The 18912-nt window shown below is 45.3% G+C and carries 33 protein-coding genes; 3 read left to right on the forward strand and 30 right to left on the reverse strand.

Translation table 11 applies throughout. The annotated features are described in order from the left end of the window. Nucleotides 1-3: 3 nt before the first annotated feature. The 26 genes from HMPREF9469_RS09125 to HMPREF9469_RS31225 form a co-directional block, all read right to left on the reverse strand. Nucleotides 4-225 (reverse strand): hypothetical protein, encoded by a 222-nt coding sequence (locus tag HMPREF9469_RS09125; RefSeq protein ID WP_007861209.1) that lies wholly within the window; start codon nucleotides 223-225, stop codon nucleotides 4-6. A 42-nt stretch (nucleotides 226-267) separates the two neighbouring features. Next, nucleotides 268-543: a LexA family protein gene (locus HMPREF9469_RS09130; protein WP_007861212.1), complete on the reverse strand. Its 276-nt coding sequence runs from the start codon at nucleotides 541-543 to the stop codon at nucleotides 268-270. Nucleotides 544-816: 273 nt separating this feature from the next. Continuing rightward, nucleotides 817-1227, reverse strand: coding sequence for a hypothetical protein (locus HMPREF9469_RS09135; protein WP_007861213.1), 411 nt, complete (start codon nucleotides 1225-1227; stop codon nucleotides 817-819). A 13-nt stretch (nucleotides 1228-1240) separates the two neighbouring features. Then, nucleotides 1241-1678, reverse strand: coding sequence for a tyrosine-type recombinase/integrase (locus tag HMPREF9469_RS32900; protein ID WP_007861215.1), 438 nt, complete (start codon nucleotides 1676-1678; stop codon nucleotides 1241-1243). Next, a complete protein-coding gene (locus tag HMPREF9469_RS32905; protein WP_007861217.1) occupies nucleotides 1651-1986 on the reverse strand; it encodes a phage integrase N-terminal SAM-like domain-containing protein in 336 nt (111 codons plus the stop codon). Before HMPREF9469_RS32905 ends, HMPREF9469_RS32900 begins: the two co-directional genes overlap by 28 nt. Nucleotides 1987-2008: 22 nt before the next feature. Beyond that, entirely contained in the window at nucleotides 2009-2296 is a 288-nt protein-coding gene (locus HMPREF9469_RS09145; protein WP_007861219.1) for a hypothetical protein, read from the reverse strand. A gap of 29 nt (nucleotides 2297-2325) precedes the next feature. After that, nucleotides 2326-2814: a DNA cytosine methyltransferase gene (locus HMPREF9469_RS09150; RefSeq protein ID WP_242827901.1), complete on the reverse strand. Its 489-nt coding sequence runs from the start codon at nucleotides 2812-2814 to the stop codon at nucleotides 2326-2328. A 199-nt stretch (nucleotides 2815-3013) separates the two neighbouring features. Then, complete coding sequence (locus HMPREF9469_RS31985; protein ID WP_007861223.1) at nucleotides 3014-3229, reverse strand: hypothetical protein; 216 nt, start codon at nucleotides 3227-3229, stop codon at nucleotides 3014-3016. Nucleotides 3230-3438: 209 nt separating this feature from the next. After that, on the reverse strand, nucleotides 3439-3609 hold the full coding sequence (locus HMPREF9469_RS31990) for a hypothetical protein (protein ID WP_007861225.1): 171 nt from the start codon (nucleotides 3607-3609) through the stop codon (nucleotides 3439-3441). 49 nt (nucleotides 3610-3658) lie between these two features. Next, nucleotides 3659-4384: a hypothetical protein gene (locus HMPREF9469_RS09155; RefSeq protein WP_007861228.1), complete on the reverse strand. Its 726-nt coding sequence runs from the start codon at nucleotides 4382-4384 to the stop codon at nucleotides 3659-3661. Nucleotides 4385-4535: 151 nt separating this feature from the next. Then, nucleotides 4536-4940 carry a hypothetical protein gene (locus HMPREF9469_RS09160; protein WP_007861229.1) on the reverse strand — a complete coding sequence of 135 codons (405 nt, stop codon included), beginning with the start codon at nucleotides 4938-4940 and terminating at the stop codon, nucleotides 4536-4538. Continuing rightward, nucleotides 4925-5290, reverse strand: coding sequence for a hypothetical protein (locus tag HMPREF9469_RS09165; protein WP_007861230.1), 366 nt, complete (start codon nucleotides 5288-5290; stop codon nucleotides 4925-4927). The genes HMPREF9469_RS09160 and HMPREF9469_RS09165 overlap by 16 nt, the downstream gene beginning before the upstream one ends. After that, on the reverse strand, nucleotides 5287-5592 hold the full coding sequence (locus HMPREF9469_RS09170) for a hypothetical protein (RefSeq protein WP_007861231.1): 306 nt from the start codon (nucleotides 5590-5592) through the stop codon (nucleotides 5287-5289). Before HMPREF9469_RS09170 ends, HMPREF9469_RS09165 begins: the two co-directional genes overlap by 4 nt. A 25-nt stretch (nucleotides 5593-5617) precedes the next feature. After that, nucleotides 5618-5848, reverse strand: a complete 231-nt coding sequence (locus tag HMPREF9469_RS09175) for a hypothetical protein (RefSeq protein WP_007861232.1) — start codon at nucleotides 5846-5848, stop codon at nucleotides 5618-5620. Between the two features lie 7 nt (nucleotides 5849-5855). Further along, on the reverse strand, nucleotides 5856-6038 hold the full coding sequence (locus HMPREF9469_RS09180) for a hypothetical protein (RefSeq protein WP_040415224.1): 183 nt from the start codon (nucleotides 6036-6038) through the stop codon (nucleotides 5856-5858). Then, nucleotides 6035-6814, reverse strand: coding sequence for a hypothetical protein (locus HMPREF9469_RS09185; protein WP_007861233.1), 780 nt, complete (start codon nucleotides 6812-6814; stop codon nucleotides 6035-6037). Before HMPREF9469_RS09185 ends, HMPREF9469_RS09180 begins: the two co-directional genes overlap by 4 nt. A gap of 5 nt (nucleotides 6815-6819) precedes the next feature. Next, on the reverse strand, nucleotides 6820-7458 hold the full coding sequence (locus HMPREF9469_RS09190) for an ATP-binding protein (RefSeq protein ID WP_227884193.1): 639 nt from the start codon (nucleotides 7456-7458) through the stop codon (nucleotides 6820-6822). A 103-nt stretch (nucleotides 7459-7561) separates the two neighbouring features. Next, entirely contained in the window at nucleotides 7562-8350 is a 789-nt protein-coding gene (locus HMPREF9469_RS09195; protein ID WP_007861236.1) for a hypothetical protein, read from the reverse strand. Between the two features lie 14 nt (nucleotides 8351-8364). Next, nucleotides 8365-8754: a RusA family crossover junction endodeoxyribonuclease gene (locus HMPREF9469_RS09200; RefSeq protein WP_007861237.1), complete on the reverse strand. Its 390-nt coding sequence runs from the start codon at nucleotides 8752-8754 to the stop codon at nucleotides 8365-8367. 285 nt (nucleotides 8755-9039) lie between these two features. Continuing rightward, nucleotides 9040-9837 (reverse strand): PD-(D/E)XK nuclease-like domain-containing protein, encoded by a 798-nt coding sequence (locus HMPREF9469_RS09210; RefSeq protein WP_007861240.1) that lies wholly within the window; start codon nucleotides 9835-9837, stop codon nucleotides 9040-9042. After that, complete coding sequence (locus tag HMPREF9469_RS09215; protein WP_007861241.1) at nucleotides 9834-10460, reverse strand: hypothetical protein; 627 nt, start codon at nucleotides 10458-10460, stop codon at nucleotides 9834-9836. The genes HMPREF9469_RS09210 and HMPREF9469_RS09215 overlap by 4 nt, the downstream gene beginning before the upstream one ends. Before the next feature lie 10 nt (nucleotides 10461-10470). Continuing rightward, complete coding sequence (locus HMPREF9469_RS09220; protein ID WP_157140265.1) at nucleotides 10471-11901, reverse strand: AAA family ATPase; 1431 nt, start codon at nucleotides 11899-11901, stop codon at nucleotides 10471-10473. A gap of 120 nt (nucleotides 11902-12021) precedes the next feature. Next, nucleotides 12022-12234: a hypothetical protein gene (locus tag HMPREF9469_RS09225; protein WP_040415228.1), complete on the reverse strand. Its 213-nt coding sequence runs from the start codon at nucleotides 12232-12234 to the stop codon at nucleotides 12022-12024. 14 nt (nucleotides 12235-12248) lie between these two features. Further along, nucleotides 12249-12476, reverse strand: a complete 228-nt coding sequence (locus tag HMPREF9469_RS09230) for a hypothetical protein (protein WP_007861245.1) — start codon at nucleotides 12474-12476, stop codon at nucleotides 12249-12251. After that, entirely contained in the window at nucleotides 12469-12666 is a 198-nt protein-coding gene (locus HMPREF9469_RS09235) for a MerR family transcriptional regulator (protein WP_007861246.1), read from the reverse strand. The genes HMPREF9469_RS09230 and HMPREF9469_RS09235 overlap by 8 nt, the downstream gene beginning before the upstream one ends. 86 nt (nucleotides 12667-12752) lie before the next feature. Continuing rightward, nucleotides 12753-12941: a helix-turn-helix domain-containing protein gene (locus tag HMPREF9469_RS31225; RefSeq protein ID WP_082197727.1), complete on the reverse strand. Its 189-nt coding sequence runs from the start codon at nucleotides 12939-12941 to the stop codon at nucleotides 12753-12755. Between the two features lie 230 nt (nucleotides 12942-13171). On the opposite strand from HMPREF9469_RS31225, the gene HMPREF9469_RS31230 reads away from it, so the two are divergent. From HMPREF9469_RS31230 to HMPREF9469_RS09250, 3 genes are all read left to right on the forward strand, one after another. Beyond that, a complete protein-coding gene (locus tag HMPREF9469_RS31230) occupies nucleotides 13172-13507 on the forward strand; it encodes a helix-turn-helix domain-containing protein (protein WP_007861247.1) in 336 nt (111 codons plus the stop codon). 2 nt (nucleotides 13508-13509) lie between these two features. Next, nucleotides 13510-14199, forward strand: coding sequence for an ImmA/IrrE family metallo-endopeptidase (locus HMPREF9469_RS09245; RefSeq protein ID WP_007861250.1), 690 nt, complete (start codon nucleotides 13510-13512; stop codon nucleotides 14197-14199). Nucleotides 14200-14324: 125 nt separating this feature from the next. Beyond that, a complete protein-coding gene (locus HMPREF9469_RS09250) occupies nucleotides 14325-15716 on the forward strand; it encodes a tyrosine-type recombinase/integrase (protein ID WP_007861251.1) in 1392 nt (463 codons plus the stop codon). Nucleotides 15717-16014: 298 nt separating this feature from the next. Here HMPREF9469_RS09250 and HMPREF9469_RS31995 read toward each other — a convergent pair whose 3' ends face one another. The 4 genes from HMPREF9469_RS31995 to rfbD all read right to left on the reverse strand — a co-directional run bounded on the left by HMPREF9469_RS31995 (nucleotide 16015) and on the right by rfbD (nucleotide 18894). After that, nucleotides 16015-16158, reverse strand: coding sequence for a hypothetical protein (locus HMPREF9469_RS31995; protein WP_156200059.1), 144 nt, complete (start codon nucleotides 16156-16158; stop codon nucleotides 16015-16017). 96 nt (nucleotides 16159-16254) lie between these two features. Beyond that, nucleotides 16255-16566, reverse strand: coding sequence for a hypothetical protein (locus tag HMPREF9469_RS09255; protein WP_007861254.1), 312 nt, complete (start codon nucleotides 16564-16566; stop codon nucleotides 16255-16257). A 151-nt stretch (nucleotides 16567-16717) separates the two neighbouring features. Next, nucleotides 16718-18004: a dicarboxylate/amino acid:cation symporter gene (locus HMPREF9469_RS09260; RefSeq protein WP_007861260.1), complete on the reverse strand. Its 1287-nt coding sequence runs from the start codon at nucleotides 18002-18004 to the stop codon at nucleotides 16718-16720. Continuing rightward, nucleotides 18001-18894, reverse strand: a complete 894-nt coding sequence (rfbD, locus tag HMPREF9469_RS09265) for a dTDP-4-dehydrorhamnose reductase (RefSeq protein ID WP_007861262.1) — start codon at nucleotides 18892-18894, stop codon at nucleotides 18001-18003. The genes HMPREF9469_RS09260 and rfbD overlap by 4 nt, the downstream gene beginning before the upstream one ends. Nucleotides 18895-18912: the final 18 nt, after the last annotated feature.

Below are 18912 nucleotides of genomic sequence, written 5' to 3' on the forward strand. Positions count from 1 at the left end.
ACGCTACTCCCCCATCATCTTCACTGTTTTATCCAATGCCAACATCATGTTGCAGTTCAGTGTTATTTCCGATGCCCATATGGCCATCAAACGGTAATCCGCAGCAGTTATTTTCTCCTGCATGGTGCGTTCCCATATTGCCTTAGTAAGGTCAAGGTTCCTGTCAGTAATCACAATCCTCGCTGGCTTAACTCCCAGCAATGATTTCATTGCTTTCTCTTCCATGTCTATTCCTCCTTGATAATATATTAAAGGACACCTGATTTCTCAGATGCCCTTTATAACTACCCTCAGTTTATTCAGCTCCTCGATCATAGAATTGGGAACGATGCTATACCCAACCAGCCGTATTGCTCTGGGCGAATCTTGTCCCACCTCTATCATTCCTTTAGCTTCCAGGTGCATCAGATTCGTTGCCACAGATGATGTGGATTTTAGCCCCACAGCCTTTCCTATTTCCCGGATTGTGGGTGCACACATGTGCTCCTGTGTGTAATCAAGGATGTATTGATATATCTGTGTTTCTCGCTCTGTCAGTTTCATGATGATCCCCCTTTTCTTATGGTATTATAATTTATTGAGTTATATATGCATATGGTAATTTTATCCAACAATGAATGGAGGAGGTCCCGGGCACCCTAAGTTTCAGGTGCCGGGGAAAAATGAAAAATGGATACACCAAAATAAGCAAAACGCAGCTACCAGGATATAATGCCCAGCAGCCGCGTTTTGTTTAGTAGGGGGAAAGGCCGTAGGCACTTGCCTTTTGGCCTAATTATATTATAAAACGGAATTGGCGGAAAAAACGGAAAATCGCTATTTTACGCCTAGTTTTTTTAAATACGCATCCCTTATACATTTACGAGGAAAATCCTCATTCTGCGGCATTCCAATTTTCTTTGCAATTGCCTTCCATGTTAGCCGATCCATATACCATAGTTTAAATACAGTCCGTGTCTGCCCATCTTCTATTGCTTCCAACCATGCCTTAATTTCTTCGGCCTCCTTTTTTTTTCTCTTGAGCAGATTCTCCTTCCTTGTATACTTTTCACGATCAAACCCAACAATACTTTGAGGTTTTGGATATCCATCCCGATAATCGAGGATAGTGCTATTCCCCATTCCTGCATCTGTACTTATCATCTCTGACAGTTCAAATTCCAGACAGATAATATCCCACCTAAGTTTATTACGATAATTATCTAACCTCTTTTTTGTAATCTTCAATTTCTAACTCCTCCTATACAGCCACGCGCTCCCTGACGCTCCTAAGGGTATGTGGCGTTGACTGTGCATAATACTGCGATGTAACTGCCGGGCTGGCATGTCCCAGGACCTCCTGGATGGTTCCTATATCCACACCCTTGTTTTTGAGGTTCATCCCCAGGGTTTTCCTCATTTTATGTGGATACACCCTACAGGTAAGACCGGCCCTTCTTCCTATGGCCTTCATTATGCTCCGGTATGAGCATGTGGTCATCTTACCATAGGGTTTTCTGGTACGGGTGAACATATATGGACTATCATCTGTCCGCGTTTCTAGGTACATCTTATAGTAATGTCTGGCATCATCATCCAGATAAAGGGTCCGATATTTCCCGCCCTTCTCGCCCCGGATCCAGATGTCTCCTGTTTCCAGATTAACCTGCTCTAAGGTGATCTCTGCAATCTCTCCCACCCTGGCACCAGTGCTGCGGAATACTTCGATGATAGTCCTTCGCGCCGTTCATACTGAGCCAAATACCACTCTATATCCGTTTCATCCACCTGGTCCAATGATTTATTATTAATGACCGTAATCAGCCGCTTAATTGCTCCCAGGTATCCTTCCATTGTACCGCGCTTAAGATTCCGTTTTTTAATCATAAAAAGCTGGATGAGGTACTTATTACGTTCTGCTATGCTGTCTTTCTGCTCTATATCTGCCAGGACAATATCGTCTGGCGGCGCTTTTTTCAACAGCGCAATTAATTCCCTTACCGTCATTGCTGTCTCCTTCCGAAAAATTCTAATTCTCCTGATCCAAGTTTAGTAATGCTAATATCTTCTCAACAACGAACTTTGGAATATAAACAACTCCATTTTCTTCATTGGTGTCCAAATAATACGTCAAATCGGAAATAACTTGCGGGATTTTTTCTAGGGTATTAATCGCTTCTTCGATAGCATAATCTTCAGGGTCTGGATATACATACCGACACCCATAAGACCACGTTGGAGCACCAACCATCTCTGCATAATCCTGTAATGGATTTTGCATACCCTTTAGCAATTCTATTGCATCTTTCGGTTTCATATTTTCCTTTCTCCGGTCTCCCGGAAATGCTAATTTACGTTCTGTCCAGCCCATTGCTCTGCCATTGCATGGGCTATCCCAGGAAACGTCTTTGCTCTATTTTTAGCATCCTCTCCGCGTTTTGCTGCCCCGTATTTGCTCCTGTCTTTTCTACCGGTTCCGGCCGGCACATATGGCCCTATCGGAGTAACAATATCTGTTGGCACTAACGGTGGAAGCCCCCGCAACCACAACCTCGTTTTTTTTGTGTAGCGATGTCCGAACTGCCAAGGTTGAATTTCCTGGCTATGTGGGGGCATGCGGAACACTGTACTTGACACTGGGTTTTCCACAGCTATCTTCGGACAGTCAGCATTCAGGAAGTGCAGAAAAAACTCTTTTGCCGCCAGCCCCTTTTTATATCGTTCCTGGTCAAGCTGTCCCTTTCTAGGATATAAGCGGCAAGCCCCTGCATTGCTTAAATATGTACACGGCGGAAAAGCAATAATCATATCCCACTGTATTTTCAGCAACTCCAAGGCATCCACCTGTAAATGCCACTCTGGATGCCCACCAGAACAGGATTCTATATCACAACTGTAAGCTTCATGTCCTAACCTTCGTAACTCATTCGTTACCGACTGCGATTCCTCACATGCTACTAAAATTTTCATATCTGAAAGGAGAAACCCGGATTTTATGCGGCCGCAACTCCGTCCTCCTTTCATCGTTTAAATGTTAATACTGCTGATTATCATTTAACGGACAAATTCCAATTACAGAACAAGATATACTGTCACACCATATCGGACATTTTTGGCAATAAGTTCCGTTAAAATCCTTAGGCACAACAACCGATATTGTCATTATCTTTTCATCTTCTGTGATTTTTGAAATTTTACATTCATTACTTTTATCTGTTTCATACAAACCACCATTTTTTATAAATTTCATATTTTCTACCTCTGGAAAACTTAATATCTCTTAAAAGTATCATCATAATCAAAGCAGTAGCAACTTGGGTGATTAACATCCACCTGTTCTCTTATATCAACATTACAAATTACCATTCCTTCTGTTTCTTTCTCACATTCACAATATATGCAATATTTACATATATATCTTTCTTCTGTCTTCTGGTATCATTCTTTATCCTCCAGATACTAATCTTCAAAACATTTTTTTGTTTCCACTGGAACATCAAAAACACTTATCTTATTGCAATACCACTGCCCCCTATGGAATGCTTGTAGATTGCAGTGCCTACAATTTTCGCAGCTTTTTTCCCGTTTCTTTGTTTCAATAATCCCCAACAGCTCTTTGTTTTTAATCATACCAATACCTCAAAATTCTAATTTTCATCGTTTAATACAATATTTCCTTTCAGTCATTTATCCAGCCTATCCCCTGGCTAAGTAATTGGCAGGCTATCGTACAGTCTTCCATAACCTCCAGGTCCATCCTTCCACGGTTCGGGTCTAACTCGTCCAGATATACTCCCCCGATACAACTATGCCCTATCTCCCTCTCCTGCCTAGCCCGGCGTTCAAATACCTCCGGGAAATCAATCCGAATCTTATTCCAGTATCCCATGCCGCCTTTTACGCAACCAATGCAGTTGTTGTTTGGATACCCCATGTCATACATTACTGGGCGTTTCAGCCCCAGTTTATCGGCTATCCCGTGGCACTCTGCTTTTGTCAATCCATTCTCAATCAACGGGAACTCATGGTCGTAGTCAGAAAGCGCTTTAACAACTGCGTCTGCTCTGTGCATCTCATTCACATCATAACCCCACACATATGTATGATGGTCTGGATTCGCTGCCTCCCAGTCTCTGCGTACCTGTTTTTTCAACCATTTAGTGCAGGGTGCTCCAAAAGCTGTGTTTATGCATCTGGTATTTTCAATTACATCATCCACATCTTTGTATTTATCTGATTGTATAGGCTCAATCTTTCTTCCCAAAATCGCCTCGCAATCCTTCAAAAATCTCAGACTATCAGGATGTTGATTTTCGACATGAGTGTAAATAATTTTATCAATATCCTTAGCCAAGTAACACGCCACAAAAGACGATACTCCGGTGCTAAACCAACATACTTTCATAGGTACCTCCTAAAATGAATAATTACTATTATCGCTCACCAGCGCTAATGTATTGACTGGTAAATCCTGTAATTTTACCATTCAGAAAGTGATCACTTTACCCGGCCAGGACTGTTTTACTTTCTATTTCTTTAATTGCTTAAATAGCGATTTAGATGAATACTGCATTTCCTACTTTCGCATGTACAAAATCAGCATCCAGCATTTCTTTCCACTGTTCTTTACTGACTTTCATATCAGCAAAAACTGTATAGTTACTTTCACACCATTCACAAAGCTCGTCCAGTGTTTCAAAAACTGGGCTTACCGGGCTACCTTCCGTTGTGGTTTCCCAAAGCTGAAAACCTTCTCCTTTTGGTGGACCTAGAAACGGCTCAAAATCTGGGCAACCATAACTTGTTAAAGCAATTCCCTTTAAGGTCGCAAACCGTTTACAGTTATCGCAACCTCCCGCGCTATAATCACTGTCATGACAATAATTGGAATAATATCCATACCATATTGTATTAAGGGGCCAATCAAAATTTAATGGCACCCGTTTCAATGCTCTTCCCATGCTTTCCCTCCTCGCTCCCCATAATCATGTTCTTTTTCCTCTTCCCAGATTACCTTAATAACCTCCACTTTATCGAGCGGAATGCAGAATGATCCTTGAGCATCCCACTCTCCAGCCTTCCACTGCTGTTCAAACTCTTCCAAACTATCAGCCAGCAAAAATCCGGCTTCCTCTTCTGTCTGGTACATAGTTCGCATCATTGCATCGTCCGATTCATCCGGCCAGCTGAACAGATGATACATCTCGTAGTTGTCATAATCCCATAACGTTAACGCTACTACATACCCATCTATCGGCCATCCAGTGCTGTTTACCCGTCCTTCAACGAGTTTTGGTCTATATCCCTTCATCCCTCTGCCTCCTTATATGGATCCGGTGCTGGATGCCATGCAATCACATCAAGAAGTCCTTCATCATCAACCTTCCACCATTCTTCTCTAACATCATCATAATATCCAACTTCAACATATCCACGTCTAACCGTAACGTGTACTATCTCTCCACACGGAGGAAGGTCCCTTTCAACCGGAACCCACTTATTCTCTGTTTTTGCGGTTGGAATTTTTCTTATATCCTCGATTATGTACTCTTCTCCCTCATATCTTGCAATAAGCAGTTTTTTTACATCATCCGAATCAATTAGTCTTCCCATTCTGCTTCCTCCTCTAAATCTGTGTTTAGTCCATCTCATCTCTTATCTCTCTTAAGGTATCCAGCGCGCTATCCAGATCATTGATTGCATCCTGGAAATCTGGTATTACTGATTTTAAGCTGTCCTTCGTTATTTTCCGATATCCAAACAGTTTATCCGCTTCGGCTGCAAATTCCGGCCCTATCTTGTCCGACATGATTCTTATGCAATCTTCCCATGTCTGGATGTTTTCCCATTGTCCGTCAATTTGTATCACCTTTCATTCACTCCTTTTCTAAATGGGCATTTTGATTACTTGGACGTCTGGAATGATCCGGGCATATTTCCGTCCTATCATAGGCTGGACGTAGATATGCTTGTGTCATGGGCGATGGATGTTTTTCCATGTCTTTTATTGCTGCCATCCTTTGACGTTCAGATTTTTCTGCACATTGATCATCTTTCATTCCGATGCTTCTCCCTTATGTATCTCTGCCAGGATCTCCCCAACAGCCTTTGCAAATTCACGTTTTAGGGCTGGGATGTTGTCAATCAACTCACCATTAGTTACCTTACGCTTGATTCCTGTCCTTTTCCTATATTCGGACTCGTAATCCTCATAATTGACCTTATTTTTTCTTAATCTGGCCTTCACCACAACGTATGTGGCGCATCCAAAATTTGTTGTATCTCCTCTGGCATCAATAAGCGGCTGTATAATTTCCTGTCTGGTCTTTCCCATCTCCGCCTCCTGGGCCATCCGGCGCCGCTCCATCTCCTTACGGCTGTCCTCCTCCAGGTTAGAGAGGATAGGCTCAAACAATGATCGCAGTTTTTCATCTTCGGATATCACCTCCAGGCATGAGGCTTTCTCAGCCCCTGTAGCGTACTTATAATCCTTAATGGCCTGTTCCGATACAAAGCCATATACGTCACGCATTTTCCGATATATTCGGGTCAGAACATTGTTGAAATCTGAATACAGTTCCGGGTAGTCCTTAACCATCCTATCCACCCTGCGGCGTATCTCAATCTTCCAGGTATATGCTTCCGATATGGTTTCCTGTTTTCTGGGCTTATCATCATCCCTTTCCAGAAGCTTAATAATTTTCTCCTGATTGTTCTGTACTGCCCGGAACTTAGCTTCCATAACGGTTATCATATCCGCTCTCAGTTCCGCAAATTTTCGGTCTATGTAAGACCGATCTAAAAACAATGCACTCCTCTCATTTGGTTTCCCCATATCAATCATCTTCCTCTCATTCCGTCTATAAGCGCCTTCCTGTTCTGCTCCGCTATCAAGTCCCTAACCGATTCTTCTGGGAATGGCAGCTGGAAGGTACGCTCCTTAATTCTGTTTGTTATCCTGTCATCGTATCTCAAATCCTGTAGGCACAGATTACTGGTGTATATGGTAATCAGCTTGTCCTGATATCGGCCATTAATAATGCTATAAAATCGCTCTCCAATCCAGTCCTTTGGCAGCTCAGTGCCAAAATCATCTATCACCAGGACCTGGACCGTGGACAATGCCCTTAGTAGGTCGCTCTCACTTCTGTCTTTGTCATCCCATGTGGCCTTTATCTCGTTGATAATCTGCATGGAACCAGCAAACTTAACCTGCATCCTGTATGTACTGACCATCTCGTTTGCTATGCTTGCGGCCATCCGTGTCTTGCCTGACCCTTTAGTCCCGGAATATAAGTACAGCCCCATCCCGTCCTTACGCATACCTTCCAGGTTGTCCAGGTAATATTTTATGGCAGCGCATGTATTAGCAATCGCCTTTCTGCTGCCCTCATTGCGGTATACATCCAGCCTGAAGGACCGTATATCCAGCGTCTTGAATGCCTCAGGGATGTTTGCGAACTCCAGCTTACGTTCCATAATCTGGCGCTCTACCAATCCACATCCACATCTCCGGCCATACTCAATGCCATTGTTATCTCGCCAGTATATCCAGCCGCTCCCATGACATACGGGGCAGATATCAGAAACCGGTAAATCCTTCTCCGGCTCCTTCGAGGTAGTCAGCATCGTACTTCTGCGTTCCCCCTGTATGCGGTTGACCATTTCCTGCAACGGGTCCACCATTTCCACCTCCTACATAATTTGCATCCAGATAATCCACATATCCGCTGTTGAAGAACGTGCTTCCGTTCTGCGGTTTTCTCCAGGACGCATCCCGCCTAAGGTCATCCTTGTACCGTTCAATTGACCTCATAAGCTCATCCTTCCCAACCTTTAGAAGCTTCTGTTTCTGGGTATCGGATACTTGCCCTTTCCCCTTCTTGCATGGATACAATTTCCACAGGGTTTCAAACAAGGCAGATGCCTGCTGTTTCCTGTCATCGGATGCACTATATATATTATCTTCTTTCTTTATTTCTTTATTTCTTTCTTCTATTGTTGTCGTTCGTTTGTCGTTAGAATGTCGCTCGCCTGTCGCCTGGGTGTCATCCTGCCTGTCATCTGACTGATACAAATCATAGTTTTTTATTGTAAATACGCTATATTTGTTTGTCGCCTTGCTTGTCACTTCGCCTGTCGTTTTTAGGTGGGAAATTCCGGTCCTAACCTCCCGTTCTGTAAGCCCTGTCTCATATGCAAGGTTCTTGATAGACGATACAAAGGAACCACGCGGAACCGTTGTGCCCATGAATTTTCCATCCTTCCAGTTGGCCTTAAGGAGCATATGGATGAACAGCACCTTCGTGTTGATATCCTGATACCATCCCCAATCCAGAAACTTACGAAACAGTTTGATGTGTCCATCCATACATGATTCCCTCCTTAAAGCTCCTCTATCGTCACTTCAATGCGAGGCACCCCGGATGTGTATTCAAACTCGTGTGTGGTGTTCTTCATATGGGACGGGTCATCATCACTCAGAACTCCGCATTTCACCAGGGCATCCTCAATCACCTTGTCCGCAAAGGAAAAGACATTCATCACGTCACGCCTACGTCCTTTTGCTGGCTCATAGAAACTGTAATGGAGGATGACCGGACCATTGGCCTTATACCGCTTCAAATCCCTCCTGATGGCATTGCTGGCAACCATCATATAATCACGTTTAAGCCGGCCGCCTGCATGTGGGTTCCTCCCAAGCTCCGCTATGTACTCATTCAGACCCGGAAATGTCCTGTCCTTGTAATAAGTTCCTGAAATAATGAATTTCATAGATAGCTCTCCCCATATCTTCTCCGAAAATTTTCACGGTTCCCAATATATGCCTCATAGGCAAGCTGCCCCATCATCTTCGACATCTTCTCAGCCTTTGGGTTCCCATGGATTTTCTCAGTATTCCTACCCAAGGTATGACAGTCTGCACAGCAAGGGACTATCAATCCATCTTCATCCGCTAACTTCCTGCGGCCATTCCCATAAATGAGATGATGTTCTATATTTGTTGGCTTACCACAAAAAATGCAAATGTTATTATACTCCGTCACAATCCCTGGCACTTTACACCTCCGTCATAAGCTCAGAATAATGGATGGGGTGTGTGAGCACCTTTGTATGCTTACAGTAATCACACATCTCACACCGCAAAGGCTCAAACTCACCGGCCTTCAATGCATTGATTTTTGCAACATTGCTCTGCACCTCAATTAATTTTTCCTGCAGGTGTGCATCATCAATCCCAATGATTTCTATATCAGGCTCCTTCTCTTTACTTGCCACGGCAATGAAGAACGGCAATGTCTTGCCTGTGTTCTGGCGGACAATCTCCTGATACACGGCGCCTTGGATGTCATAACCCCAGTACTGAACAAAATCCATGTATCCTACATCACGTACCCAGAATGTATCGCGGATGGACTTCATGACTTTCAGGTCCACGATGCATACATCCGGGATGAAGCTGTCCAGTTTGACCTTCCAGAGCGTCCCACCTATCTCCCCGGTCATGATGACCTGCTTCTGGCCCCCCATGTACTTCATGAAATATTCATCCCGTTCTATCCGGTTGATGATTTCCTCCGCATGACGGTATTCCGTCTTTAGCACACCCTGTTTCGTGAAGATTTCTGGATTCTGGGCCTTAAAGAGGTTGAGTGTCCCCTCAAAGTGGGCATCCACATACGCCCCGACCATAAGTGCCACGGTCTTCTCCATCTCCCATTCCCCACGTAATTTCGCAAGGGCCTGGGCCTCGCATGGGATTTTACCCATGCTGCCACAGAATTCCTTATATTGGCTGACCGACATGTAAGCCTGGTTGGCCTCCTGGCTGTAATAGTTCTCTGCTGTCAATATCATTTAAAGCGCTCCTCTCCTTCTGGTGGTATGAAGGGGTCAACCATGGCAGGCTTATCCCCTTTCGTCATGTCATCTGCTTCCCCTTCAACGTGACACCCCATAAGGGCATTCGGAATATATACCCTGGCAAAGAAGGCAGCCGCACGATAGGCAAGCATCTGCTTAGGCATGGTCTTCCATTTGCTCCCGGGCTTTCCGTACCATTCCTCAGCCTTCGCCATCTGTATGGTCACCTCTGTCCCGTTGATGATTTCCCCTGTCTTCCTGTCCTCCGCCTGGATATAGCATCCCCAGGTATCTGTATATGGTTCACCCGTGTATACAGGACGTGCGTCTTTGAATTCATGGCAGGCCCTTATCATGCTCATGCAGGCCTGTCCGCTCCACGATGGTTTCCCTTTCACTACATACAGGTTCTGCATCACGAACATGGGGTTGACATTCATCCTGTTCGCCATGTCAACAGCAATTGTACAATCCATTGGCTTCCCTTGATATGCTGCCGGAACAAGGGATGAAGACGCGAACATCTTCCCTATGTCATATAATTTCTGGAAACTCTGTGAGTTTGAAAACGGTGTTGCCACCTCATGCTTCTGGTCATTCACCACTATTTCTTCCATTGTCATCCTCCTACAATTCCACAACAGTCAAATCCGCATCATCAGTTGTGCGTGTTGCGATAAACTGCAGCCCCTTGTCCTTACACTTGCGGTAAAGTTCATTCCGCATGTCGGTTGACAGCTTTTCCACCCCGTCAATCAGTATGATTTGCAGACCATTCGGTTTCTGTATTGCCACATCAATGCACAGGTCCAGTTTTTCTCCATCAGACAGGTTACTGATGGGAAGCCCGTGAATTAACGGGATTCCATTCTTGACCGTAAGCCCATCAATCGGTATCCTGGCCTCCTGCAGGATTTCCCCAGGAAGGGACCTGGCCTTCTCAATCCTATCCGTCAGGGACTTTGCTTCTTCTGACAGCTTCGACACCTCCCCCTGGAGGGATTCCATGCGGCGGTATTCATTCAGGTGGCCTTTCATCTGCTCAGCATACTCTGCCTTTTCCATCAGCTCCGTGGTACTTCCGGGCTCCTTAGTGGCATACTCTTCGTACTGTGACAGCTCTGCATCATATTTTGATACATTGGCTTTATATGTCTGTTCAGCCAAATCAATCTTGTCCTGTTTCTTTTCCCCAAGACCGGACAGCTCTTTTTTGCAAGAGCGTATCTGTTCCTCCAGTGAGGCAATCTGTTCCTTGAGCCCAGTCTCACGCCGTGCAAACTCCTTCTCGATGGCAGATATCTCAATTTCCCGGTCAGCTTCATAAGCCCTCAGTTTGTTGCTCCTGTTCTCCAGCATCCTTTTTGCCTTGTCTATGGTCTCATTATCCTTACGGATTTTTTCAATCTCCCGGTAGAGCTCCCCAACATTCTCGCGTTCCCAGCGGTCCGCCTCGTATCCTGCCGGGATTGTATCGGAAATATCCGCGATGAAAGCCCTCTTATTCCTTATGTCCCGGTTAATATCCTGCCGGTGCTGGAAGTACCATCCATTTTCCGCCTGGATGTCGTTGAGTACCTGGAGAATGTTCTGGTCATAGGAAACCCAGTCAGGTATCTCACCAAACCATTCCCGTATCTTGTTCATGTCCCATGGGTACTCAATCATATCCAGAATGATGGCGTTCTGCTGTTTCCTATCCATCTCCATGAATTCAACCGGAGAAAGCTGAAGGGGGGTAAAGATGTCCCGCAGAAAAGTCTCCGGGCTTCCTACCTCATAGCCGTCTTTCTTCACACTCTTATAATCTGCCTGTGCGGTACGGGCTTTACGGTTAATCCGTATACCATCGTCAGTCTCAATGAGGATTTCCCCCTCAGTTTCTCCGTCCCTTACTATGTAGTCACGGCCAGATTTGTTCGTGAGACCGTACCGGATTGCGTCAATCACGGAAGTCTTACCAGCTCCATTCCTTCCATCCAGTTCAACGCTCTGTCCATTGGCCTCGTACTCCTTTATCCCAAATAAGTTCTTAATCTTGATTTTTGATATCCTCATGCTTGCCATTCCTCCGGTTCTCCTTTATAATAAGGTTGTGATGTTTTATCATACTGGCCGACCGGAGTTCGCACCTCCCTCGGCCTTTTTCTTGCCTTTCCGTTTCCCCACCCATAGGGATTAAGCCCCAGGGCTGCTGCCGCACGGTTTGTCCCATTTCTGTGTCTGCTCATCCTGCACCTCCACCATGTTGTAATTAATATAGGTAATAACCTTACCATTTTGGCTTTTACCCTTGGTGATACTAACGGCATACCCAGCCTTGACCAGATATTTTGCCATATCAAGCTGCTCCTGTGAGTTGAGTTTGCTCCCGGGTATTAATATCTTCACTATGCTCACCCCCTTCATATAGGTATGTACCCGGTCCAGGTAAGGACCAGAAGCGTAACCGTCACTGCCAGCATGACCGCCAGGGCCATCCTCCAATGCTCTGACTCCATCTGCTTCCTCCGCTCCTCATCCAGCCCTCCGGCCAGCCAGATGTTGGCCTGTGTAAGTTCTGTGGTTAGATCATGATTATTCCGGGCCGGGTCTGTCGTGAGGGGCATGTACTGGATATCTGCTTTACTCATTAGCATTTGCCCCCTTCTCTCCATTTAAAAAAAGATCAAGATCCTCCATGTTGATCAGCTTTTTAGATCCAGCCGGTATCCACTTCACCAGGTTATGGTCTAACCAATATGATACTGTATAATAAGTAAAACCAAATTTCTTGCATACCTCAGTAATAGTGCAATAATTTGGTACCTGTATCGTTACCATAAATCACCCCTCCTTTCCATCCCCTCCCTATTGACATCTTATGTTGAAGGGAGTACAATTACAGCACGCAGAGCAAACATACGTTCTTATTCTTTCAAAAAATAATCAAGCGGAACACCAAAGTAATCAGCAAGGATTTGAAGCTTATCAACTTTTGGTTTGCTTACGCCTCGTTTCCAATCGGATAAAGATGATTGGGCGATACCTGTAGCAAGAGACACTTTGTAAGATGTGAGATTTCTTTCAGAAAGCAATCTCTCAAATTTTTCATACAAAAAAATACACCACCTTTCCTTTTAGTATTGTATTTACTTCGGAGATATGATATACTTTATTTGTCGAATGAAGTATATCAATTTAATAAAGCATCTTTCATACGAAGCGTTTTTTATTTTTGATTCGTTCTTCCGAAGCATGTCTATACTATAGCACTTACGGCAGAATCAGTCAAGGTTTTTTAAAACGTTTCTGCGAAGTATTGCTTTTTTGTGAAAGGTGAATAAAAATGTATGAAATATTTGAGCAACTTTTACAGAAATACAATATCACTGCATACAAATTTTGCAAAGAGACTGGCATATCTCAATCCACTATCAGCACATGGAAAAGCAAAAAAAATTTAGTCAGCCCAGAGATAGGCAAAAGGGTAGCTGATTATTTTGGGGTGTCCCTTGACTATTTAATGACCGGAAAAGAGGAGCCAGAAGAAAAGAAAAATCCTTATAGCGATTTGAAGGGCATATACCTGTCCTACGCCAAGGAAGCCCAAGACAGCGGAATCGACCCGGACGATATTCGTCTCGCTCTTGATACTATAAGGAGGTTAAGGGGAGAGAAATAGGATTGGATCTGAATTACAAATTTGAACTATACAAAAATGTTATACGGATCAAACGTTTTATGGGATTCAAAGATTTCCAATGTGGAATAAACCTTGTAAAAACATTTGAATCTACTGGTGTAAAAATGGAAGCGCTACCTTTTAGAACACCTGGTTTGCGTGGTATGGCAGCAATTGGAAAAAAGCCACATCCAGATGTAATACTACTAAACAGCGCACGAACATTCAGAGAGCAAAATTTTGATTGTGGACATGAAGCAATGCATCTAGCATTGCATCGGCATACAGGACGATCTACATTCAATTGTTTTAATGAAGTGGCGGCACCCAATCAGGATCCGTTCCTTGAATGGCAAGCAAATGAAGGAGCAGCGGAATTTCTTATGCCATTTAGGGAGTTTATACCAATGCTATACGATCTAGTCGGAAAACATCCTGATCAGGTAGCTATAGAAGATTTTGTCAATATAGCTTGTGATACATACCTTGTTCCTAAAGCAGCAGTGAAATATAGGATAGAAAACCTAAAATACGAAATCCTACAATACTATGCTGGAATAAAGCTGGAAGATATAAAAATTTTGTCAAAAAAACAGCAAGAAAAACAAGGATTGCGTTCGGAATCTTTCATTGATATATTTGATCATATAAATGAAAAAAGCCACCCCTGTAGGCGCAGGAATGACTTTTAACATAATTCTCTTACTGGGTTTGCTTCCAGAAGATATATTTTGCTTCGCAACCAAATTATATCATCTCTGGAGCATCCTGGCAAGGGGTGTATTTTTTATGCCGATTTTCAAGGAGGAATGATATAATGGCAACCGCAGTACCCTATAAAGACAAGGATGGAAACATCATCTCCTATCAGATTCAGGTCTTCCGTGGCCGCGACAATGCTGGTAAGAAGCTTAAACCATACACAGAGAGCTGGAAAGTACCTCAGACATATAAATCTGAGAAGGCAATCAAAAAAGCCCTAGAAAAGGAAATGGGAGCGTTTGAGGCCAAATGTAGAGAAGGCCGAGTATCGATGGAAAACAGTACGCTATCAGAATACTGTCGGCGCTATATTGAACTTAAAAGCGGAAACAAGAAAAAATCTGTTGCTTTCTATGAATCCCTCATGCCAAGAATAGATGCTGAGATAGGTTCCATCCGGCTGGATAAGCTGAAAGCAAAACATCTGGATGACTTTTACATCAAGCTCCAAAAACCGGAATCACGTAAGGATGTCAAGGCTGTCGCCAATGACAAACTTCTTGCTGAACGTAACCGCCAGAAACTCACGAACAAGGCCCTGGCCGATGCTGCCGGAATCTGTTCTAACACAGTCACTCTTGCAATTCAAAAACATAATCTGAATATCGAGACCGCCCGGAAACTATCAGCTGCTCTTGGAAAGGATATTTCAGAGTTATTTGATATCATCTCGCCTGGTGGAGAAGATGGATTATCCGCTAAAACAATCCACCACTACCACACCTTTTTACATTCTGTATTAGAGATGGCCCGCACAAAGGAAAACCTTGCTTTTAATGCCGCTTCTGCTGCCACAGCCCCCTCAGTTATTCACAAAGAAGCTGAATTTTTTGAGATTGACGAAATCATTCAAATTAGACAAGCTTTGGAGAGGTATCCCTTTAAATATCGTATTATGATCTGCCTGCTGGCTGATACTGGAATACGGCGTGGCGAACTTTTTGGCATCCGCTGGTCAGTAATCTCTTTCGACCGGAATGAGATTCTAATAAACAGAAACATTCAACGGATAAAGAATCTTGGACTATTCGCAGATACACCCAAAGGACGCCGCTCACGCACTATCCACATATCAGATGAGATGGCAGCCTTGCTACAGGAATATAAAACTTATCAAGAAAAGGAGAGGGAATATATTGAAATCCCAGATTACAATATGGAGGGATATTTATTCATTCAGGAAAATGGTACCGTGATGGATCCTAACAGCCTAAACATCTGGACCAAGAAATTTGAGAAGGCTGAAGGGTTACCGCACGTTTACCCTCATAAGTTCCGGCATTCCCAGGCCAGCATCCTGTTGTACTCAGGAATAGATATTGTAACCGTTGCTGCACGTCTGGGGCATAACCAAACCAGTACCACGACTGATATATATGGGCACGTCCTTCAAAAGGCAGATCATCATGCTTCCGATATGATTGCCCAGGCCCTATATGGGAAATAAATCAAAAAATTTATGGACTATTTATGGACACGATTTAAAAAAGTCCATAAAAAATACGTGAATGGGTAAAATTTACAAAACACAAGGAGACCGAAAACCCGCATAAAACCTAGCTTTTTCAGAAATAGTGAATCTACACGAAAGCTATAAAACAAAAATATGGGAACTACGGACCGTAGTGTCGGGAGTTCGAATCTTCTCTGGCGCATGAATAAAACCCCGCAGGTATGATATCTGCGGGGTTTTTGTATATATAAATTATATGTACAAATTATATGAATAAATTTAGGATAAAACCTCAGCTGTCCTCTGTCACCTTCAGCTTACTCTTAAGACTTGCCGCCATCTTAAGGTCAGGGAATCTGGACTGATAGATGGTGATGGCCTCATCTGCTTTTTTCTCATCCAGCATTTCCCTGCTCACAGTTTCATGGCTGTCCAAAAGATCCGCACTGCTTTTATATGGTCCTTACCCAGCATGAAGGAGAGGATCCACCCACACCCGGAAACCGTACGTTCAGCACTGTCGTCTTTGTCCTCATGAATTTTCATCCATAACAGCCCTTACCACTGACAGCATCTCAGGCGTTGCCTTTAGAATGCGCTGTTTCTTGGATATCCTGGCCGCCGCATCCTCAAAGCACATCCCATCCCTGCCCGTCATGGCATCCCGCAGCAGGATATAATAGAGCATCAGTCCTTTGCCGTCCAGGCCGGGCAGCCTGGATGTCAGTTCTTTTTCCACCCGGTCCTTCTGCTCATTCCCTCCAGGGAAAATGCGGTACAGGTACTCCTGTTCCTCCCGCTCCCTCTCTTCCCTGCTTTTAAACTCCATCCCAAATACGTTCATGACATCCTCCTGCCTTTTCTCCGTGTACTCTCGGAATCTCCTGGTACCAGTATAAAATCCGCAGCAGGGAACGTCAAGAAATTTCTCCCCGGTCCGTTCCTTTCTCCCCGGTCCGCTCCCTTTCTCCCCAGACCGCTCCTGACTCCCGGATTCACTCCTCCATTCCCGCCCCGGCCTCCGGGTCATTGAACACCTCCCGGTCAACCGCCCCGTCCTGGCTGGCCACAATGGTAGTGCACACCGCGTCCCCCGTAATATTCACCGCAGTCCGGCTCATATCCAGGATTCGGTCAATGCCCATGATCAGCGCAATAGCCTCCACAGGAAGCCCCACAGAGGCAAATACCATAGACAGGGTGATCAGTCCCACCCCGGGCACTCCGGCCGTGCCTATGGACGCCAGGGTGGCTGTGAGGATGACTGTAAGGTAATCAGCCATGGCCAGGTGAATGCCGAACGCCTGTGAGGCAAACACCACGGCCACGCCCTGCATAATGGCCGTGCCGTCCATATTAATGGTGGCTCCCAGAGGAATGGTAAAGGAGGATACCCGTTTGGCAACTCCCATTTTTCTGTGAAGTGTGTCAATGGACATGGGTATGGTGGCATTGGAGGTGGCTGTGGAAAAGGCAAATCCCATTACAGGCAGGAACTTTTTTAAGAATTTACCCGGACTAAGGCCTGTAAATACCCTTAGGATCACCATATAGACCACCAGGCACTGAATAGCCAGGGCGATCATGACTCCGGCCATATATTTGAGCAATGGCACGAAGGCATCAAAGCCAATGCCGGAAAAGGTCCTGGCCGTAAGGCAGAACACGCCGTAAGGGGCCAGCTTCATGACCATTACGGTCATCTGCATCATCACATCATTAAACTGGCTGAAAAAATTCCCCACAGTCTCCCCGCTCTCCCCCAGGCCTGCCAGAATCACACCAACGAACAGAGCAAACAGGATGATGGACAGCATGTCACCGCTTGCCAGGGCATGGAGGGGATTGGTGGGGATGATAGCAAGAAGGGTATCCGCCAGATTGGCGCGCTCCCCAATGGCCACGTCCGCTGTCTCAATGGAGGTCATGTCAAGCCCTTTGCCGGGATCGATCACATTGGCGGTCAGAATGGCCGCAGTGATGGCCAGGGCTGTTGTCACAAGATAGAATCCCAGTGTCTTTACCCCGATTCTCCCCAGCTTTTTTGTATCCCCCATGGCCATACTGCCGCACACCAGGGAGCAGAATACCAGTGGGACCACCAGCATCTGCATCAGGCGCAGGAAACCGTTTCCCACCACATAAAAAATACCGTCTATAACCACGCTGTCCCGGACCGGTCCGGCGGGGACCACATAATGAAGCAGAATCCCCGTGACAGCGCCCAGTATCAGCCCGATAAAAATAGCTGTTGTAAGACCTATTTTCCTCTTTTCTTTCATTTGACCAGCCGTCCCTCCCGCCTCTTTTTCCGGCGCTCCATAAACGCCTCCAGCATAACCTGCCATTCCGGCAGCTGCTCAATGCCCGATATGCGGAGCATCATGTTATCCAGAGCACTGTATGACGGCCTCATGGCGCTGAGCCTGTCCTCAGGCGAGTTTACCTCCACCACACGGGCACCGGTCCGAATACCGGTCTGGGTATCAAGTTCCAAAAGGCTTACCGCAGCCTTGGCAAACTCATAGCGGCTGCAGATCCCCCTGCCAGTCACATGGTAAAGGCCGTCTTCCCCGTGATACATCAGTTCCACGGCCTTTTCAGCCAGTTCCTTTGCCCCTGTGGGAGACGCGAACTGGTCCCCTGCCGCCTGTATGGTCTTGCCCCTCTGAGCCATATCCAGTATGGTCTCCAGATAGGGGCTTCCTTCCCCAAAGATCCATGAACTTCTGATAATGATATGGCGGCTGCAGAATTCCCTTACAAAATTTTCTCCCGCCAGCTTGGATTTTCCATACACGGTCAGAGGCGCCGGAGTGTCAAACTCCGTATAGGGGATCCGGCTGTTACCGTCAAACACATCATCTGTGGAAAACTGCACCAGCCTGGCCTTCCCCATCCTGGCCGCTATGCTCAGGTTCCTGGCTCCCAGGGCATTGACCTTAAAGGCCTCCTCTTTGTTCTGCCCGCATTGGCCCAGGTCCGTCATTCCCGCGCAGTTTACAATAAAATGGGGCCTGTTAATATTGGCATATTCCATCACATCCCTGGAAACCGTGATGTCCAGGTCATCCATATCTGTTAAAAGCAGTTCCACCGGCTGGGACTTTAAGATCTTCGTCATCTTTCTGCCCACCCGCCCGTTGGCCCCGCATATCCATATTTTCTGCATAACTGTTACCTCCATATC

The sequence above is a fragment of the [Clostridium] citroniae WAL-17108 genome, from assembly GCF_000233455.1.
Classification (GTDB): Bacteria; Bacillota; Clostridia; order Lachnospirales; family Lachnospiraceae; genus Enterocloster; species Enterocloster citroniae.

Coding starts and splice junctions, on each gene's coding strand:
- HMPREF9469_RS09155 (WP_007861228.1), bottom strand. CDS start 4,384: ATGAAAGTATGTTGGTTTAGCACCGGAGTATCGTCTTTTGTGGCGTGT.
- HMPREF9469_RS09170 (WP_007861231.1), bottom strand. CDS start 5,592: ATGGGAAGACTAATTGATTCGGATGATGTAAAAAAACTGCTTATTGCA.
- HMPREF9469_RS09215 (WP_007861241.1), bottom strand. CDS start 10,460: ATGGAAGAAATAGTGGTGAATGACCAGAAGCATGAGGTGGCAACACCG.
- HMPREF9469_RS32905 (WP_007861217.1), bottom strand. CDS start 1,986: ATGACGGTAAGGGAATTAATTGCGCTGTTGAAAAAAGCGCCGCCAGAC.
- HMPREF9469_RS09185 (WP_007861233.1), bottom strand. CDS start 6,814: ATGGGGAAACCAAATGAGAGGAGTGCATTGTTTTTAGATCGGTCTTAC.
- HMPREF9469_RS09145 (WP_007861219.1), bottom strand. CDS start 2,296: ATGAAACCGAAAGATGCAATAGAATTGCTAAAGGGTATGCAAAATCCA.
- HMPREF9469_RS09180 (WP_040415224.1), bottom strand. CDS start 6,038: ATGAAAGATGATCAATGTGCAGAAAAATCTGAACGTCAAAGGATGGCA.
- HMPREF9469_RS31985 (WP_007861223.1), bottom strand. CDS start 3,229: ATGAAATTTATAAAAAATGGTGGTTTGTATGAAACAGATAAAAGTAAT.
- HMPREF9469_RS09230 (WP_007861245.1), bottom strand. CDS start 12,476: ATGAGTAAAGCAGATATCCAGTACATGCCCCTCACGACAGACCCGGCC.
- rfbD (WP_007861262.1), bottom strand. CDS start 18,894: ATGCAGAAAATATGGATATGCGGGGCCAACGGGCGGGTGGGCAGAAAG.
- HMPREF9469_RS09130 (WP_007861212.1), bottom strand. CDS start 543: ATGAAACTGACAGAGCGAGAAACACAGATATATCAATACATCCTTGAT.
- HMPREF9469_RS09260 (WP_007861260.1), bottom strand. CDS start 18,004: ATGAAAGAAAAGAGGAAAATAGGTCTTACAACAGCTATTTTTATCGGG.
- HMPREF9469_RS09165 (WP_007861230.1), bottom strand. CDS start 5,290: ATGAAGGGATATAGACCAAAACTCGTTGAAGGACGGGTAAACAGCACT.
- HMPREF9469_RS09235 (WP_007861246.1), bottom strand. CDS start 12,666: ATGGTAACGATACAGGTACCAAATTATTGCACTATTACTGAGGTATGC.
- HMPREF9469_RS09195 (WP_007861236.1), bottom strand. CDS start 8,350: ATGGATGGACACATCAAACTGTTTCGTAAGTTTCTGGATTGGGGATGG.
- HMPREF9469_RS09210 (WP_007861240.1), bottom strand. CDS start 9,837: ATGATATTGACAGCAGAGAACTATTACAGCCAGGAGGCCAACCAGGCT.
- HMPREF9469_RS09125 (WP_007861209.1), bottom strand. CDS start 225: ATGGAAGAGAAAGCAATGAAATCATTGCTGGGAGTTAAGCCAGCGAGG.
- HMPREF9469_RS09250 (WP_007861251.1), top strand. CDS start 14,325: ATGGCAACCGCAGTACCCTATAAAGACAAGGATGGAAACATCATCTCC.
- HMPREF9469_RS31990 (WP_007861225.1), bottom strand. CDS start 3,609: ATGATTAAAAACAAAGAGCTGTTGGGGATTATTGAAACAAAGAAACGG.
- HMPREF9469_RS09190 (WP_227884193.1), bottom strand. CDS start 7,458: ATGGAACGTAAGCTGGAGTTCGCAAACATCCCTGAGGCATTCAAGACG.
- HMPREF9469_RS09220 (WP_157140265.1), bottom strand. CDS start 11,901: ATGAGGATATCAAAAATCAAGATTAAGAACTTATTTGGGATAAAGGAG.
- HMPREF9469_RS31230 (WP_007861247.1), top strand. CDS start 13,172: ATGTATGAAATATTTGAGCAACTTTTACAGAAATACAATATCACTGCA.
- HMPREF9469_RS09160 (WP_007861229.1), bottom strand. CDS start 4,940: ATGGGAAGAGCATTGAAACGGGTGCCATTAAATTTTGATTGGCCCCTT.
- HMPREF9469_RS09255 (WP_007861254.1), bottom strand. CDS start 16,566: ATGAACGTATTTGGGATGGAGTTTAAAAGCAGGGAAGAGAGGGAGCGG.
- HMPREF9469_RS09200 (WP_007861237.1), bottom strand. CDS start 8,754: ATGAAATTCATTATTTCAGGAACTTATTACAAGGACAGGACATTTCCG.